Genomic DNA, 16,868 nt, shown 5'->3' on the forward strand with positions numbered 1-16,868 from the left:
TCGATGCCTCAACTCACCCAGCTTTCACCGACCGCTATGTTACCGAGCTACGTACCTACAGAACTACATAGCTACATAGCTACACAGCCACATGCCCACCGAGCTACTCGCCCACACGCATAGCTACCTACTCTTCCCAGCAGCAGGGGAGGGCGGCGCACCCTTGAACTGTTCGCGCTGCCGATTGAGCTTATTGAGCTCCTTGGCAAGTGCGGTCTTGTCTTCAGCAAGCTCATCGATGCTCATGCCCTCATTCGGACTCAACCCCAAGACCTCATCCATGATGGACGGGTATGCCTTCTTCAGTTCGTCCGCGTTTCCAAAACTGCGGATAATGAAGCCGAGGTTCGTCCGGCTCTGTTCGAGCAAACCCCGATCGACGTATAGCAGGGTATCGTAGCGTTTAGCCGAGGCATCTTTGCTGAGCATGGCCGTAATCGGCAACCTTTGACCGCATGACTTCTCGTCAACCTCGGCGGGCTTCAGGAGCTGCAAACTGCTCGGCACAAAGCAGGACGAACTGTGGTATTGGGCATCCACCTTCAGGCAGCCTATGGCAAACTGCGCCGTATCGCCCGATACCCATATATCCGCATTGACTTTTGTCGATAGGGGATTGACCTCGCTGACGTGGGTGGCCGTGCTGATAAACGCGTTCATCATGCGAGCGGCCGTGATTTTGGACGGAAAGTATTGCGAAAGCGAGCTTCCCAGATCGTGGGGCGTCAACGTACCCGCAAGTGCCTTCTTATAGAGCACCCACGGCTTGACATTACATCGGTTGATATCGATCCCGACGAGGTGGTTAAAGCGCTTCTTGGAAAACGACACCTCGAGCATACGGGCATCGTCTCCCGAACCGTAGCAGATAAGGAAGTCCTTGCCGCACAGGTTGCGGTCATATCCCCGTGCGAGATTGATAACCCGCCGGACATCCCTCTTGTTCGCTTTCATGGTGGCCTCCTTGTCTTTTCGACAAGGATGGCCCGGTGAATTGGAACCCCATCTTTCATGCCGCAGCGGCATCCGTCGCCTATGCAGAATCGCCCATGATCCACATTGGCAATATTCGTGTAGTATTTCCTGGATTTAGACCGAAACGGCAAAAAAGAAGGAGGGCGCGAAGCCCCTCCTTCTGGACAGCCTGTATCCCGGTTCCCTGCCTGCCAGTTCACTCTCTCCGAAGATATCGGAGCGCTTGGGGTCGTGCCCCTATTCATGGGAAATTCTATCGCGGCCATGCCCGCTAGATACGTCACGCACACCGTATCGAACGTCAGGTTTACCAGCCGGGGCTGAACCCTCTTACGAGAGCGAGAATATTATAGCATCCACAAACCCGAAATACCTTGACGCATTTGAGAACTACCAAGATATGAGCCTATATCGCCATATACCCACCGAGCTACATAATCATCCAACTGCATAGCTACCTACCTACACAGCTACATAGCTATTTGATTACGTGCGAACTTATGCACCTCACTTTGTTGTCCATGCACTCGGAGTGATAACACCTAGTGCATCTGAATTGAAATAATCGCGTGATGCGCTGGAAGGGATATTTCAATTCGAGCAGTCGAGTGTAAGGGAACCGCAGCGGCAATTCATCTACGGTGGCCCGGTTGCTTTCCCTGCGCTACAATAGAACATGCGTTCGCTAGCCATTTGAAGGGAGTATCATCGTGGGGGAGAGCGAGAAATCCATCCGCTTGGTCACCGCCTTGGTCGAATGCCGCCCAGACGGCGAATATGCTCCCTGGGGGATCAAATGGTATGACGGCAAGATTTACCCATTTAACCGCATCGAGTCCTACAGCCCCCGCTCGTGGGCGCTCGGTCCGAAACATCAATCTGAGTCTTGGCGCGTGGTGATGGGGGACGGCACCTGTCGAGACATCTGCCATTACAAAGATAGCTGGTATGTTGTCCACGACCCCGACAACGACACCCCCGCGGCAAGCGCCCCGCAGGGACCCTGCAAGTAGCCCGCTACTGCACTACCCATCCTCACGGCTACCGAACTACACAGTTACACGCCTACATAGCTACCTAACTACAAACCTACCGAGCGTCTAGCCTACACACCCAAGCAAAACGGCAGGTGAGCCACGCAAAGGCTCCCTGCCGAGCCAAGCGCCTTGTTATTATTCAAGATTGCTTTCCGGCAGCGGGAAATAGCTTCAGCCATCCCATAACATCGCCCCCGCCCGTACCGCCGAGCGGACCGCGCCCCGCAATACCTCCCATAAACCAGAATGATCGCTATCCTTGGTCGTAAGGGAGACAGAAGGGGAGAGCATGGCCAAGGGAAACCACAGCTTCACTGAACAGGAGATCCGTAAGCGCTTCGGCGCCATCATCGGCCATACCGTGGCCGAGGTCGATACCGCCGGCGTTCTCACCGCATCGGCGGCATCCCGCAACAAGGGACGCATCGGTGCAGTCATCGAGCAGTCGGTGCTTGGCTATCCTGCAGACTCCGATCGCCGTCCCGATATCGTCATCGACGGGCAACCATGGGAGGTAAAAGCCACGGGTCTAAAAGAGGGCGCCCGTGGCGGCTGGTGCGCGAAGGAACCCATGTCCATCACCGCCGTGGCGCCTGAGGGCATCGTAACGGAGAGCTTCTCTACCTCCGCCTTCTGGCACAAGGCCGAGCGCCTGCTCGTCGTCTACTACCTCTACGTTCGTCCCGGCAGGGGAGTGAAAGTCGAGTACGCGGGCTTCGAGTTCAAGGGCTACGACCTCCACACGTGGCGCGAGGTAGACCGATGCCGCCTGGAGGCGGACTGGACGACCGTGCGAGAGTTCGTCCGCACCGCCCTCAAGGGCGATGTCGATACCGAGATGCCGAACCTCTCTACGCTCATCAACCCCCAGCTGCTCTACCTCGACACCTCGCCGAAGTGGCCAAACAGGCCGAGGTTCCGCCTGAAGGCATCCCTCGTCACCCAGATGGCACGTGAGCGCCTAGATGACGGCCTGCACATGATTCCCGACCAAGGCGGCCTGTCCTCGATGAGTGAACTCAAGGCGCACCTGCACGGTATCTCCGATGCCTGCGCCGGTCAGACGCTGGAAGAACTCGCCGCACCGTTCAACCTGCCGATTAAGACGAAATCTGGCCGCGAAAACAAGTCCCTCGCCGAGCAGGTAGTAGTCAGGCTCTTCACAGGTCATGCTGGCAAGATCTCGCAGGTCCCGCTTTTCGCCAAGGCCGGAATCGTCTTCAAGACGATGACGCTGACACCCACAGGCGGCAGGACTGAGGATATGAAACTGACCCCCTCAATCGACTTCGATGAGCTGTGCGACCCATCGGTGGAGTTTGAGGATTCCTCGTTCGCGGTTCCCTTCATCGACTCCACCATGGTCGTGGCCGTTCTCGAGGAACGATACCGCAACTGTCCGCTGCATCAGTGCCGTTTCATTGGATTCAACACCCTTTGGCTCGGGACATACCTCGATGCCGCCAGGGCGCTCTGGGACGGCATGCGCGGCCTCATATTCCGCGATGGTCTAGTAGATGCGCCCGTCCTGAAAAAGGACGGTACGCCGCGCGTGACGCCCAAGACGGGGATACCCATGACGGCGCCCAACTGGCCGAAGAGCCGCGACGGCGTCCTGTTCGTCCGAGGAACCGGCACCGACGCGAACGATAAGCCCCTGACGGTTAACAGAGTTCACATGTACCGCCAGAACGTCTGGATTAAAGGAAAGGAGTTGGCCGAGCAATTCGGTCGCGAGCCTTCTATCTAACTTTTCAGCTTCCCCACCCATCTTTCCAGCTTTCCACCCAACTTTCCAGCTTTCCAGCTCAAGTGTTAAGTTAAGTGGAAAGTTGGAAAGTTAAGGCAACCCGCCAGCCGACGCAAATTTCACTTCCGATCTTTACCTTGTCCGCGAGATCGATTATCATCAATCACGCAAGAATGGACACAGCAGCGATTGGAGAAACGTGTCTGAGATCAAGATTGCCGAGCTCTTCGCGGGCGTCGGCGGGTTCCGTCTGGGCCTAGAAGGCTACGCGGACCCGTACCATCCCGGGTTCTACATGAAGCCCGCCGGTCCCTTTACCACCATCTGGGCGAATCAGTGGGAGCCACCTGGAACCGAGTCCCGCCAGTTCGCCGCCCGCTGCTACGCCGAGCGCTTTGGCGAGGGCTCCGTGGTGAACGAGGACATCAACAGAGTTTTGGAGAAGGCCGAGGCGGGGGAGACCAAGATTCCCGACGTCGATATGGTCGTCGGCGGCTTTCCGTGCCAGGACTACTCCGTGGCTCGTCCCCTCAACCAAGCCCACGGCATCGAGGGCAAGAAGGGCGTCCTGTGGTGGGACATCTACCACTTCCTCGAGATGAAGAAGCCCCGCTTCGGCCTATTCGAGAACGTCGACCGCCTGCTCAAGTCCCCCGCATCCCAGCGCGGGCGCGACTTCGCCATCATCCTGAGCTGCCTCGCCGACCTCGGCTACACGGTCGAGTGGCGCGTGGTCAACTCCGCCGAGTACGGCTTCCCGCAGCGCCGAAAGCGCGTCTACATCTTCTGCGAGAAGGATGCCGTCGATACCGACATGGCCGGTCGCATGCAATGCGGCGTCATGGCCAAAGCGTTCCCCGCCGTCTACCCCGACGAGATGGCCGAACTCGATGTCCTGCCCGACCCCTACGAGAACTCGACACGCTTCGGCGTCGGCCAGAAGGTCTCGCAGTTCAAGAACGCCGGCGTGATGCAGGGATGCCATGTCCTCACCTGCGACTTCGCCGAGGACTACCGCGGCGAGCGCCGCGTGCTGGGTGACGTGCTGGTGGACGAATCGGACGTACCCGAGCAGTTCTACATCGCCGAGGAGAAGCTGCCCGACTGGCGCTATCTCAAGGGAGCCAAGCGCGAGGAGCGCACCAACAAGAAGACGGGCTTCACCTACACCTACTCCGAGGGTGCCATGAGCTTCCCCGATTCCACCGAGAAGCCGAGCCGCACGATCCTCACCGGCGAGGGCGGCACCGGCGCGAGCCGCTTCAAGCACGTCATAGAGTGCTCCGACGGCCGCTTCCGCCGCCTGGTGCCGGACGAGCTCGACCAGCTACAGGGGTTCCCCAAGGGCTGGACCGACACCGGCATGACCGACGGCCACCGCGCCTTCTGCATGGGCAACGCCCTCGTTACGGGCATCCCGCACCGCATCGGCAAGGCCATGGTCGAGGTCTACGGCCTATAGATACCAAAAGGGGAGGGCTTGGACCCTCCCTTTTACTTTCCGCATACGGGGCAGTTGCCGCTGCCCGCCTTCCTCCGATAAATGATCGCCTGCCACTCATGGCCCTCGTGACATCGCCACCAGACCCTTTTGGATGAACCCGCAACGACATCGGTGGGTTCCAGTTCCCCATTGCGCTCGTGATTCCATTCCGCCGCGATTTGGGGATGCGTGGTCGCCAAGTCGTTGATGCCCGTCACCGCCACCCTATTCGTACAGCATGGACACGAACAGGACCGCAACACGGTAGCCGGAAAGGCATCCCATTCATAGCCGCACCTGCGGCAACGGACGGTCAGCCTCGTGTTGGCTCCCGCATACCTGCCTGTGATTTCGATATCAGGGCAGCAGGCCGCCGCCCGCTCGGCAAATGCCTCATGCGTCAACATCCTCGATTTCCCCGATGACTTGCCCGCAGCTGCCCGGCCGCATTTGGGGCATCGCGCGTTCCGGCGCAGCATCGAGTCGGGGTTGCCGTCCCATACGTTGCCGCACACAAGGCAGCGACATGGGAGGGGAGTACCGATACCGGCGTATTCGCCGACAACCTCGAACTCGCTGGCGGCGTAGTGCGAGTTGCGGTCGCGCAGCCGCCCGAGGAACTCACCTTGGCTTATTTTTCCCATCTTTCTCTCCCCGAGATCTAGACGACCAGATGCGACAGCGATAGACTTTTACCGAACGGAACTTCCAAGGAAGAGGTTAAGCCAAATGGAGCAGAACGAGAAGACCGACCAATCCGCAATTGTCATCTGGGTCACCGCCCTCGAAGGCGCGTCCTTCGAGACCTATCGCAAAGACCCGAGCGTCGGTGCCGAGATTCGCCTTCCGCTGGCACCCGCACAGCTCGCTGACGAACTCGCACGCGAGGCGGAACGCGAAGGGGTCGAACCGAAATCCCTGCGCCTCTGCGGATGGAAATACCTCGGTCGCTTTGCGCCTTTCGAGTGGCTCCCACTCAATGAAATCGGTACCGCCGAGGACGCGAACCTGCTCGCGGCGGCGATCATGAGCGACCCCGACATCGATTGCGATGTTCTCTTCCAGTACTGCGACCTCCGCGAGATCTTCGAGCCACTCGGATACATCAACGTTGCTCTCCAGTACGATGCCCTACCGTATCGCAAGTGGTCGAACCCGCTTAATCTCAAGGAGATTGGGATGGACGACCTCAGCCTGCACGAGAAGTGCGCCCTGCAGCTCGGCTGGGAACTTGCGGGAAAGGATGATTCGCGGGACCGTGCCGACATGTCCGTTGATGAACTCATCGATTTCGGCGAGAATGAAGCCGAGAACCGTGATTTGGTTGTCTGGCTCCACGGCTACATGGATCCCTACGAGGGCGAGATCGATACTGCGAGGTATTCCAAAGAGCACATCATCGAGACTTGCGAGAGACTCAGGTGCGTCATCGATTTATCTCGCCTACCCGAGCCGGAGGAATGTTTGGACGATATGGCGCGGGCGGCTGAGTCGGCGCTCGAAGAAAACAAGGAAAATAACCTTGAGGGTGAACATGAGGAGGAAATCCCGTTCTAAATAACTTTCGATGAAGCGGGTCCCGGCGGGGGTCCGCTTTATTTTGGGGCCGGCGGGTGGGGAGGACAGACCGTCTCTCTAAACGTCTCTCCAAGGTTAGAGAGACGATGGTAAGGCTTCGGGGGTTACTCGGTCGAGGACAAGAATAATGACAAGTTGATTGGCTCTGTTAGACCAAGATTTCAAAAGTTCTCTTCATCCTTCTTCTTTTTCTTATTTTTGTTTTCCCTATTCTTCTCATTCTCCCTGATAGATCGCCTCGGAAACTACGGATTCACCCAGCAATTACAGCAGGATAAAGTCCACCGAAGCTCGAACTTCCCCTTGCAATGTACCCCCTTTGGGGGTATACTTATTAGCAACAACACGCGGGTCTGACCCGCAAACCGAACTAGGGGAGAATAATGGCTGAAATCAATCAAACCGCCGACGAGAAGATGTACACCGTCAGCAGTCGCGAGACAATCTACGAGGGTAACGGCAAGGACACCGACGTGAATCCACTTTGTGACTCTGACACCTGGTACGAGGGCGCTGGGCGTGTCGAGGCGCTGCGTACCGTCCGCGAGTATGCCGCGGACGTGCGCGACACGGGCAAGGTCGAGGTCTGCGAGCGGGGCATCGTTCGCAACGTCTTTGAGGTCTGTGAGACCTTGCTTGATGAGGATGGGGATGTTATCGGCGAGGACACCATCGAGATTGTGGACCCGCTCGACCGCATGCCCGAGCTACGCGAGTTCGCTGACAAGGCCGACCATTGCAATTGCCAGCTCCCGAGCTACATCACCGGCGAGTGCAAGTGGGTCGATGATGTCGAATTCGACGGCAAATGCTACCGGCTCTACCGCTTCGAGCATTCCGCGTGGGGCGATTTCAGCGCGTACACCGACAACGGCTCCAACCTCTGGCTCCCCGCAGCCTTCTTCGATTACGGCATAAAGACCGCCGATGGGCTCAAGGAGGTACTCGAAGCCGGACGCAGCGAGTGGTGGCAGGACTGGCAGAGTGACGACGAGTTCGACCAGATTATCTACAAGCTCTTCGCCGCCGAGTGCTAACGCTCAGCTAGAACATTTTGCAACGGGCGCGACCGCAAAAAACGGACCGCGCCCGACACTGAGAAAGGACTAGCCCATGGCAAAACGTTATCCGCTTTCCCGCGCATCGAAGGAATACGACCGCCTGACCGGTCTCTACCCCCATCTGCCCAAACTGGTCGCCCCGTATCCCCAGATGAACTCAGGCGATAGGAACTGTCTAGAGATGGCACTCGATATGCTCGACGCATGCTCCGCAAGGACAGGGATGCCGATTGACCTGACCGACACGGCATCGACCGTTGACGGTCGATGGGTCATGTCCGATGACCTCCCATGGATTGCGAGGTGGCACGCATGCAGGCAGGTCTACAAGATTGACCGCACAGTGTCCGACACGCTGGTCGAGCAGGAACTAGACGGAGACCTGCCGGTAGAGCTGCTTCATCGCATGCCGTATCCGATTATCTATGTCGATGCACATGTGCCGGTGAGCTGCCAGACCACCAAGCGCTGGGCAGATGGCTTTTTCGCCTACTTGGACCGCGACCTCATGGGAGAACTCGGCATGACGTTCGTCTACCTCATGGACGATGGAGCGCGGTCGCGCATGTCCTTGGTAATCGAGGACGGTGCTACGCTCGAGACGTGCCTGGCGCACATCGCCGACATCGACGATGTGCTCGACGAGCTGACGGGAGGGGCGATGTCCAGAAACAGACTCTCCGACCCCGAGGAGCTGGCATGCCTGCGCTATTGCGCCACGGCCTCGCTCAACCTTCTACTTTTCGTACTTTCTGCCGAGAACGGCGCGGAGATTGTCTACACGCCGCCGAAAACCCCAAGGGGGCAGAAAGCCGGCAGGCGCACGAACACCGAGACCGTCCGTATGCTCGGAGCCAAGATTGGCAGCGCCATCGGCGCGGCACGCCGAGTCAGATACACTCCGCATCAGAGGACAGGAGAGCGCACCGTGGCGCCTCACGTTCGCCGAGCCCATTGGCAGAGCTTCTGGACTGGAAAGCGCAAGGGCCGCAAGGACGGCAAGTTTGGTGACGAGCTGGTGGTCAAGTGGATTCCGCCAATTCCCGTCAACCAGGGCGCGGGGGAGGTTACCGAGACCGTCCATCTGAACTCGACCGAGGCAGGCGAATAGGATGGCGAGGGGAAAAGCCGATTTCAGGGCCCGCCGCGAAATGCTGGGACTCACCCAGCAGGACGTGGCGGATGCCCTCAACGCCAACGTGAAAACAATCAAGAACTGGGAGAACCCTCGCCAGACGAGATACCGCATCTCCGATGCCGCATGGGAATACCTCGACCGTGCCGCCGATATCCAGGCTCAGCAGGTGGCATACGCCCGCTCCGTAATCGAGAAGCACGCCGAGGTATTTGCCGAAAGCCCGATTGTTGTGCCGATAACCTACTTTAGGGATCAAGCCGCCTATGACGAGTGCGGGCGGGACGCAGGCCCCTACGGTCAGGCAAATGCAACCTCCCGCGCCATCGCCCGCGAGCTGGAGCGCATGGGCGTCCAAGTCGAGTTCCGCTATGCCGACAGTGCAGACGCATCGCCCGATTCCGACAGCTGATTCCAAACTGAAAACGGAGGGGTTTCCCTGCCATTCGGCAGCGCTGCCCCTCCGCTAGATACCTGCCCGCGGCAGTGCCGCCGCCGGCGCCCTCATCAAATCACTGTGGCCTCGGCAGGGATGGCTCCCAGCACCGCCGCGTACTCGGTGGGGTAGAGCCGGCTGATTGTCTTCACGTCGCGGATGACGATATTGCGGTCGTCCGGCTCAGTGATGCCGTACCCGAACGCCTGGAGCGTCTCGACGGCCTCCTGGATGCGCTGTTGGAACATGGGACCCGGATCGACCCGAAGCCCGAGGTAGCCGCGCCAAAGGCATGGCGAGACGCGCAGCATGTTATGGATTTTGGAGATCGGCTCGATGTCGGCGTAGACGTTGAGCGTCACCATGGCGTCCTTGTGCCCTAGGATTGATTGGAGCGCCTTGATATCGCCGCCCTGGCGGATCCACTGCGTTGCGAACGTATGGCGAAGGCCATGGAACGTAATCAGCTCGTCGTTGGTGCCCATGAGTCCGTTGGTCTCCGAGAACGTCTTGAACGCGCGGCGCACGTAGCTGGTCGTCGCGAAGGACGCGCCCGGCTCAGACAGGATATAGCAGTCCCCGATTTCGGTCGAGCCCGCCAGACCGCGCGAGCGCAGCTTATCGAGGTCTATGCCGTGAATCTCCTTCAAGAAGGGGAGAAGACCCACCGGGTCGATGGGGATGGCCCTGCAATCATGGGTCTTGGTGTCCTTGATGAACGAGCCCATCCCCTTCGCATACGCCACCGAGTGCCTGACCGAGATCAGCCCCGCCTCGAAATCCACGTCGCACCACCGAAGCCCGCAGACCTCGCCGATGCGCATGCCGGTGTGCAGGGCGAGCACGACCGCCCGCTTGAAGCGCGAGTCGGGCATCATGGAGCAGATGGAGTTGAGTTTCGGCACGAGGTCCGACCTGAGCGCGTTGCGCGGCCGTCCGATGATGCGCGGGGCCAAGGCACCGTCGAACGGGTTCTTGCCAATGGTGTCGTTGCTTCTCTTGACAAGCACCGTATAGAGGCGCTTTCCCAATTTAAACGCCTTGTTGAGCGTATCGGGGGCGCAACCGAGCGCGATCCTCCGCGCAGACCATGCGTTGATGTCGTCGGTCGTGACCTCGTTCACGGGAATCGCCCCCAGCTCGTCGCGCTCGATGTGCAGGGCGCTGAAATGGTAGTCATCGCGCGTGGTCGGGGTGATTCGGTTCATCTGCAGGCAGAAGTCGATGAATTTCTCGAGCGCGACCCCCAAGGGGAGAAGCGCGTACTCGTCCGCCTCGAGCTGCGCCTGCCGCTCCTCGGCTGCGACCCTCAAGCCCTCGGCCTCGGCGAGCTCCGCCGCGATCTCGTCCCTGAACTCCGCCAAGGCATCCAGAGCGGCCTTCTTGCCGCGGGTGCTATCGCTGAGGCATGCGATGCCCGTGTTCCTCGTCCTCTGCGTGCGTCCCCCCGTCTCCTCGTCGATGAGGCTAACGACGGCCTGCCACCTCCCCTTGTTCTTCCTGACCGACCCGCTTCCACATATGCGTAAAGTCTTATTGCTCTCTTTTTCGCTACCCATTTTGCTCCCAAAACACTTCGTGATTCCAGATAGGAATATCTACCTGCGGAAACTCAAAAGTCGGTGATTCCGGAGCCTCCGGAGTCACCAGAGAATCACCGACTGCGCTATGAGTTTGTAAGTCGAATTATAACGAGATGTAGAAACCTGTGTTTACCTGCGATAATTTACATATGCGGAAACAGCTTACATGCGCTATTTGCGCGTGCTATAATAAAAAAACCACAGGTAGAGCCGAAAATAGGGGTCTGGGGGTCAAGGGGTCGCTGGTTCGAATCCAGTCGTCCCGACCAGAAGTTTGCAGGTCAGGCACTTAGTGCCTGACCTTTTTTGTTTTAAGCAATTGCTTAATTTTCAGTAAGCAACAGGGTGCCAAAAATCTACCTACGCGATAATCGCCTTTTGCGGCTACTTGCGCGTTTTGCACGCGCTTGAGCCGATTTATTAACGCGATATGAATCTACATACGCGTAGCTGGTATACAGCCGAGTACGGGCTGTATTTATCGCGGCGATTTACACAGATATAGCGACTGTAACGGACAAGCGTGTCGCTGTATTTATTCCAGTAGTTCACTTGACCGGTGGACAAGTGAGCGGTTGCAACGAAACGGCAAGCGGGATGGGCCCTATACGAGGGCGCCGCAGAGGTAATAGAGGTGAAGTGCGGCAGGCGCTCTGAGAGGCGCAGTACGACCCCTTTTTCCTCGAACCGACTACCTTTGTACCATGAACCTCAAATTGTTCAAGTAATCGCCAAAAGAAAGGCCCGCGCAGGATTGCACGGGCCTTTCACTAGACAAACTAGAAGACAAGCTAGAAGACAGGTTAAAAACACCAGGCGAGGCATATGCAATACGAGTACGTCGCGCCGTAGTCGTTATAGTTACCGTTGCTATAGATACAGCGGAAGTACGCGGAGCCGCTCGGATCCACGGAGCGCGTCCAGTGATAAAAGCTCGACGACACCCCTGAATGGTTCGAGTACGTCACGCCCTTGGATTTGTAGTACTCGTACTGGGTACCGTCGGTCTGGCGGTCTCCGTAGATCTCGGTCATCGAGAGCAGGAAGACTTTATCGGTCGTGGCCGATGGGGCGCTGGCACTGCCACCACCCTTGTTATCGGTCATCTTCGTGACGGCCTTCGCCTTGGACTGGAGTTCGATCGGTAGGAGCGACCAGAGGTCACCGGAATTGAGGCGGCCGCGGATCTCCGATTTCTCCCAGCCGCCGGCATTGGTGCTCGTGGCGTTCATTCGCTGCTCGTCCATGGCAGTGTTGGTTACCTCGAACGTGAGCCCAGCCTTACCGGAGCCGTCCCCGAGGTCATCGTGGTTGATACCGATGATGCGATACTCGAGCGTCTTGCCGTTCGTCAACTTCATCGAGAACTTCGTCCCCGCGTCCATCGCGGCCTTCGCCTTTGCGTACGCCGGCGACGCCTCGCCCTTGGCGGCGATGTCCTCGGCCACGGCCTCCTGCTCGTCGAGCGTCCAGTCCTTCGCGTCCTTGGCGACAGCCGCCTGGACGGTCGCGGAATCGGCTCCCGCAGAGCCGCCGCCGGTTGCGCCGCCCTCGACCCCGCCGGTCGTCCCATTGCTCACCGTGTTGCCGACCAGGTTGAACTGGTTGCGGATGGCCCCCGCCACGCCGGGTCCCGCGAACACGATCACCAGGCCGATGATGGCGATGATCAGGACGTACTCGATGATAGATTGGCCTTGGAGGCGGGTTCTCCTAGGAGATACCCCCCCCCGAAGGTTAATTGCCGCTGCATGCATTTGCGGCTCCCTTCGCTCAGGGTTTGTAGATACATCGCCGAGCGTAGGGCTATTTCAGATTTCTGCATCGGTCTTGCCGCAGCGGCAAACGTAATTAACTAAACGCCTTCGCGGCGCAATCAACCGCTCACTCAATCGAATTTGTTGCTCAACAAATTCGCAGGTGAGGACAGTAGAATTGGTGTTATCGGAAGTGACGGATGACCGCCGGTGTCGAAGCTGGCGGCCGAGAAGAAAGGACCGAAAATGAGAACTATGGAGCTGATAATCTTCTTCCTGCCTCTCCTGGCGATCGCCGCCAACATCTGCGGCGTGGCGGAGCTCGTTAAGATTGCCAGGGCCAAGGGGCATTACACCAATGACGCGGGAATCCTCTGGTTCATCGGCCTTTTCGGCACGGCGCTCATGGTCGGCCTGATCGTCTGCGCACTGCCAGACCGAGCTGCGCCGGCGCCCAGCGCAAAAACGGATGAAGACGCCCTGCCCGAGGTGTAGACATGTCAAAGTACAAGATCGTCTACCGCGACGCCAACCCCTCCTGGCAGGAACTCTGCCCCGTCAGGGTACTGGCCGTCCAGGTCTCCAGGGACACCGAGACGGGAGCTTGCTTCCTCCAGACAAAGATCGTCAACGTATCGACGAAACCCATCAGCCGCATAGAGTTCACGGTCGGGCTCGAGGGCGAGGGAGGGGAGACGGAGAACGTCGACTTCTCGCTCCTAGATGCCGACCTGCCCGCCGGCGAGGTGCTCAGGCCCAAGGCGGTGAGAATCAAGCTGTCTGTTATCACCGGCTCGCGTGCCGTTGTGACCCGAGCGGACTGCGAGACGTCCTTCGACGACCCGGTCGACATCGATAACCCCGCGCCACTCGCGCTCAACGGAATCGAGGAGTCGGAACGCGATGTCCTGCTCTCCGAGATGGGCGCCGATGCCTGCAAATGCTCGGGTGTCCATTCCGAGCACGAGGGATGGTGGCAGTGCGGCTGCGGGGCGGTGAACCTCAAGCGCGGAACCTGCTGGAACTGCGGCGCCGTGCGCGAGAAACTGGCGGATCTGGAAGATGCCGCGTTCCTGGATGAATCCAGAAGGGACAGGGTCTACAAGACGAGCGTCGCGATACTCGAGAAGGGCAACAGGAAGGAAGCTGAGGCCGCAAAGGAAAGCCTCGAGAGGCTGGCCGAGCAGGGATACGGGGACTCGGGCGAGAAGGCAAGAGAGGCCGGCGCGAAGATTGCGAACCTCTCCAAAAGGAGGAAGAAAATAGCCGTCGCGGCTGTCGCGGGCATCGTCCTGCTTGCCGTCATGGTCGCCATCTCGCCCCTGCCGTCCATGCTCGAAGCAAGGGCGGACATGAAGGCGGAGCAGGAGAAAATCGAAAGCGTCGCGATTGAGCAGACCGTCGAACTGGGAACATATTCGGGCGAGCTCTCGGCTTATACAGGAAAGGATATCGAGGGCCAACCGATTGAATGGATAGTCCTCCACAAGGAGGGCGACAGGGCTCTCCTCATGACCGAGCATTGCATCGATGAGATGGAATTCAACGAGAATGGAGACGTATGGGACTTCAAGTCAAGCTCGCTGTATAGGTATCTGAACGGACCCTTCATAGAATACGCCTTCAACGATGCCGAGCGCGGGATTTTAGCAGGCGACGTAACGATTCTAGACTCCTGGAGCGATTACCTTAGCGAGGATAATATGTACGCGACTCTAGCCGGCACGGACGTCCCCGAGGCATGGTGGGCTTCCGATATAGAGAAATGCGAAGACGATTCATATGGGGCCTACTACGCCGGTCAACCCTTGACTAGTTACATTGACGAAGAAGGTGGCATCTCCTGCGGCGACCTCGGCAGCACGCAGGATTCGACTCTCGGAGTTCGCCCAGCCATCTGGGTCAAATTGAATTAGCAATCGATTTTTCCATCGGTTAAATTGTGAAGGTGGCTTCCGAACCATCGGGAGCCACCTTTATGCGTTCACTTGAACTTGGCTATTGCCGTGCCTTGGGAAGGATTACGCCGGGGGCATTCTTGTTGGAGTTGCCATGCAGTGTATTCGGGCTGACGTTTCAGTCGGAACAATCCAGATGAAGACTCCGGCACTGCTCAAACATTCCCGTTTAGTCATATACGTCACTGAAATCGCACTTGGCACCGAGACCAGTTACGTCCACATCCGCGTCCGGAACGAATCGAAGCGGTATCCCGTTTCAAAACGAAGCCTCGGTCCATGAAGGAGACTTTCCCATATACATAGATTAAGATAATACCGTGTATGACGAATATGAACTTGAGCATATTCCGTCCGTATTCATACTGGATGATCAAGGAAACATCATCGGCTTATCCGAAGGAGAGGAAGAACCTCTTGCCTTATTAAAGAAATACGCCAAATACAACGGATATAAAGCGGAAGGAGGCGACATCAAGTAACTATCAAAGGCCAGATTAAGGAGCCAGCCATGAAGAAATGCCTGCCCTCCATCGTCTCAGCAGCTCTTTGCCTCTCCCTTGTCATGACACCATTTGTGCCCGTTGCGGCAGCCCATGCCGACGAGGGATCTCCCGCCGAGAGCAGCGAGATCTACGTCGGAGACAACTACGACGAAAAGTACGATATATCCCTTTTTTTGAGCGCGGGCGCTGCACGGATTCATATTCCAAGGCGTGGTGCGATTCTCACGGATCTGCAAATAACCGCACCGTCCCTCACAAGGTCACGCTGAACACGAAGGAGGAGGCTTGCCTGCGCGATCTCTAGCTTGCTGGCACCGCTGAAGTTATCGCCGGTCTCGTGACAACCGGTCCTAGCGGCGGCTTTTTTGCAACCGCAATGACATCGTACCGACTTTTCACTTGCATGTTCTGAAAGGAAGTTGCCATGTTGTCGCAAAATCAATCGAGATACTTGACCACAATCGGCTTTGCCCTGCTTGCATTACTCTTTGCTAGCGACCTCTTGCTGAAACCGCCCAAGGAACTCGTTTCGCTTGCCATAGCCTGCATTTCCGCCCTTTACTTTACGGCAACCCTATTCGTCGGACTAAAGGAGAGGAAAAAAGGCGCAGTCGTTGCATCTGCCGTAGGCGTGATCATAGCCATTGCCTCATTCTTTATCTGACACATTGGTGATCTAGGGGCGATATCGTAGGAATACGACCGGGAGAGCCGGGACCAGATTGCCCGGGTTGCCCGGTCGGCTCGCGCGACGGCGCGGCGGTTCCACAGAAAGCTCTCCGGACTTCACACCGTTTCTGATCGCATTGTAGACAGCCATCTCGTCTTCGCTGTCGGCGAGCACGCGGTGTGCGTCGTCGTTTTGGATGTCCAGTAAATCTCGAAGGTCCTCCATGCACCAGCGTCCGAGATTTGGCCATGCGCGTTGCGCGAGCTGATAAGTGTCGATTGCGATGTTGTAGTTAAAGTCCAGGCCAAAGCCGTCCCAGGCAGAACGGCTTTGTTTCCTTGATTATCAACTTTATCCGGACACTTCCCGCATTCATCCGTGCGTGTACGGATGAATGCGGGGCTCGATAGCCCGGCGGCCTGATCGGCAGGCCGCCGGGAACTCTCACTCCTCGATAAAAGCCGGCACCCGGTTAGTCCTGCGCATCTTGAAATCGCCAGTTTCGTGGGAGACGTAGAGAATGCCGTCCATCCCGTCTCGCGATGCATATGAAAGGTGAACAGAACCGCAATCCGCTCCATCATCGTCGAGAAGATCGAACGAATTCGGATCGCTCGTTGCGGCCAAACGACCACTCAGACAAGAGCCATCGCCATTACAGATTTGCCATTCCATGTCTTCGCCTGCAAGAATCGCCATAGACGGCCTGGTCGCGCCATCGTTGACATACATCCCGTCTATGCCAAAACCGTTCTCAGCGCCATCGATAAACGATTGCTCGGACCTATACCTCGCAAATGATGCACATAGAACCATTGCAAGACAAAGTACAGAGCCAACAATCGCTATCTTTGCATAGCTCTTGCCTATCATGTCATTCACCTCGCTCGTATGTATCGAGGTATTCCTGCTTGAGCGTCTGCGAGGACGACTTGATCT

The 16,868-nt window shown here is 57.8% G+C and carries 17 protein-coding genes; 12 read left to right on the forward strand and 5 right to left on the reverse strand.

Features of this window, described 5'->3' with window-relative positions; translation table 11 throughout:
* Positions 1-123: 123 nt before the first annotated feature.
* Positions 124-954, reverse strand: a complete 831-nt coding sequence (locus tag DW754_RS06465) for a PBECR4 domain-containing protein (RefSeq protein ID WP_117758876.1) — start codon at positions 952-954, stop codon at positions 124-126.
* A gap of 731 nt (positions 955-1,685) precedes the next feature.
* Here DW754_RS06465 and DW754_RS06470 point away from each other — a divergent pair.
* From DW754_RS06470 to dcm, 3 genes are all read left to right on the forward strand, one after another.
* Positions 1,686-1,988, forward strand: coding sequence for a hypothetical protein (locus DW754_RS06470; RefSeq protein ID WP_117758877.1), 303 nt, complete (start codon positions 1,686-1,688; stop codon positions 1,986-1,988).
* 313 nt (positions 1,989-2,301) lie between these two features.
* Positions 2,302-3,762, forward strand: coding sequence for a MutH/Sau3AI family endonuclease (locus DW754_RS06475; RefSeq protein WP_117758878.1), 1,461 nt, complete (start codon positions 2,302-2,304; stop codon positions 3,760-3,762).
* A 199-nt stretch (positions 3,763-3,961) separates the two neighbouring features.
* Complete coding sequence (gene dcm, locus DW754_RS06480; protein ID WP_117758879.1) at positions 3,962-5,224, forward strand: DNA (cytosine-5-)-methyltransferase; 1,263 nt, start codon at positions 3,962-3,964, stop codon at positions 5,222-5,224.
* A gap of 32 nt (positions 5,225-5,256) precedes the next feature.
* Here the strand turns inward: dcm and DW754_RS11280 are convergent, their stop codons facing one another.
* Positions 5,257-5,889, reverse strand: a complete 633-nt coding sequence (locus DW754_RS11280) for a zinc-ribbon domain-containing protein (RefSeq protein ID WP_117758880.1) — start codon at positions 5,887-5,889, stop codon at positions 5,257-5,259.
* 85 nt (positions 5,890-5,974) lie between these two features.
* Between DW754_RS11280 and DW754_RS06490 the strand changes: the two genes are divergently transcribed.
* From DW754_RS06490 to DW754_RS06505, 4 genes are all read left to right on the forward strand, one after another.
* Positions 5,975-6,802, forward strand: coding sequence for a hypothetical protein (locus DW754_RS06490; RefSeq protein WP_117758881.1), 828 nt, complete (start codon positions 5,975-5,977; stop codon positions 6,800-6,802).
* Positions 6,803-7,206: 404 nt separating this feature from the next.
* Positions 7,207-7,860 (forward strand): hypothetical protein, encoded by a 654-nt coding sequence (locus DW754_RS06495; protein WP_117758882.1) that lies wholly within the window; start codon positions 7,207-7,209, stop codon positions 7,858-7,860.
* Positions 7,861-7,936: 76 nt separating this feature from the next.
* Positions 7,937-8,995, forward strand: coding sequence for a hypothetical protein (locus DW754_RS06500; RefSeq protein ID WP_117758883.1), 1,059 nt, complete (start codon positions 7,937-7,939; stop codon positions 8,993-8,995).
* A 1-nt stretch (position 8,996) separates the two neighbouring features.
* Positions 8,997-9,431 (forward strand): DNA-binding transcriptional regulator, encoded by a 435-nt coding sequence (locus DW754_RS06505; RefSeq protein ID WP_117758884.1) that lies wholly within the window; start codon positions 8,997-8,999, stop codon positions 9,429-9,431.
* A 95-nt stretch (positions 9,432-9,526) separates the two neighbouring features.
* Here the strand turns inward: DW754_RS06505 and DW754_RS06510 are convergent, their stop codons facing one another.
* On the reverse strand, positions 9,527-11,014 hold the full coding sequence (locus DW754_RS06510) for a site-specific integrase (protein WP_117758885.1): 1,488 nt from the start codon (positions 11,012-11,014) through the stop codon (positions 9,527-9,529).
* Between the two features lie 827 nt (positions 11,015-11,841).
* Complete coding sequence (locus DW754_RS06515; protein ID WP_117758886.1) at positions 11,842-12,795, reverse strand: DUF6273 domain-containing protein; 954 nt, start codon at positions 12,793-12,795, stop codon at positions 11,842-11,844.
* Positions 12,796-13,041: 246 nt separating this feature from the next.
* Between DW754_RS06515 and DW754_RS06520 the strand changes: the two genes are divergently transcribed.
* From DW754_RS06520 to DW754_RS06535, 5 genes are all read left to right on the forward strand, one after another.
* Positions 13,042-13,290: a hypothetical protein gene (locus DW754_RS06520; protein ID WP_117716125.1), complete on the forward strand. Its 249-nt coding sequence runs from the start codon at positions 13,042-13,044 to the stop codon at positions 13,288-13,290.
* 2 nt (positions 13,291-13,292) lie between these two features.
* Positions 13,293-14,711 carry a hypothetical protein gene (locus tag DW754_RS06525; RefSeq protein WP_117758887.1) on the forward strand — a complete coding sequence of 473 codons (1,419 nt, stop codon included), beginning with the start codon at positions 13,293-13,295 and terminating at the stop codon, positions 14,709-14,711.
* Between the two features lie 362 nt (positions 14,712-15,073).
* Positions 15,074-15,235, forward strand: a complete 162-nt coding sequence (locus tag DW754_RS10955; protein ID WP_158561630.1) for a hypothetical protein — start codon at positions 15,074-15,076, stop codon at positions 15,233-15,235.
* A 29-nt stretch (positions 15,236-15,264) separates the two neighbouring features.
* A complete protein-coding gene (locus DW754_RS06530) occupies positions 15,265-15,528 on the forward strand; it encodes a hypothetical protein (protein WP_117716127.1) in 264 nt (87 codons plus the stop codon).
* 155 nt (positions 15,529-15,683) lie between these two features.
* On the forward strand, positions 15,684-15,923 hold the full coding sequence (locus DW754_RS06535) for a hypothetical protein (protein ID WP_022093933.1): 240 nt from the start codon (positions 15,684-15,686) through the stop codon (positions 15,921-15,923).
* A 450-nt stretch (positions 15,924-16,373) separates the two neighbouring features.
* On the opposite strand, the gene DW754_RS06545 is transcribed toward DW754_RS06535, so the two are convergent.
* The gene (locus DW754_RS06545; protein ID WP_117758888.1) at positions 16,374-16,802 is read right to left on the reverse strand and encodes a hypothetical protein; all 429 of its coding nucleotides are present in this window, start codon (positions 16,800-16,802) and stop codon (positions 16,374-16,376) included.
* Positions 16,803-16,868: the final 66 nt, after the last annotated feature.

The organism is Collinsella sp. AM29-10AC, assembly GCF_003469085.1.
GTDB lineage: Bacteria > Actinomycetota > Coriobacteriia > Coriobacteriales > Coriobacteriaceae > Collinsella.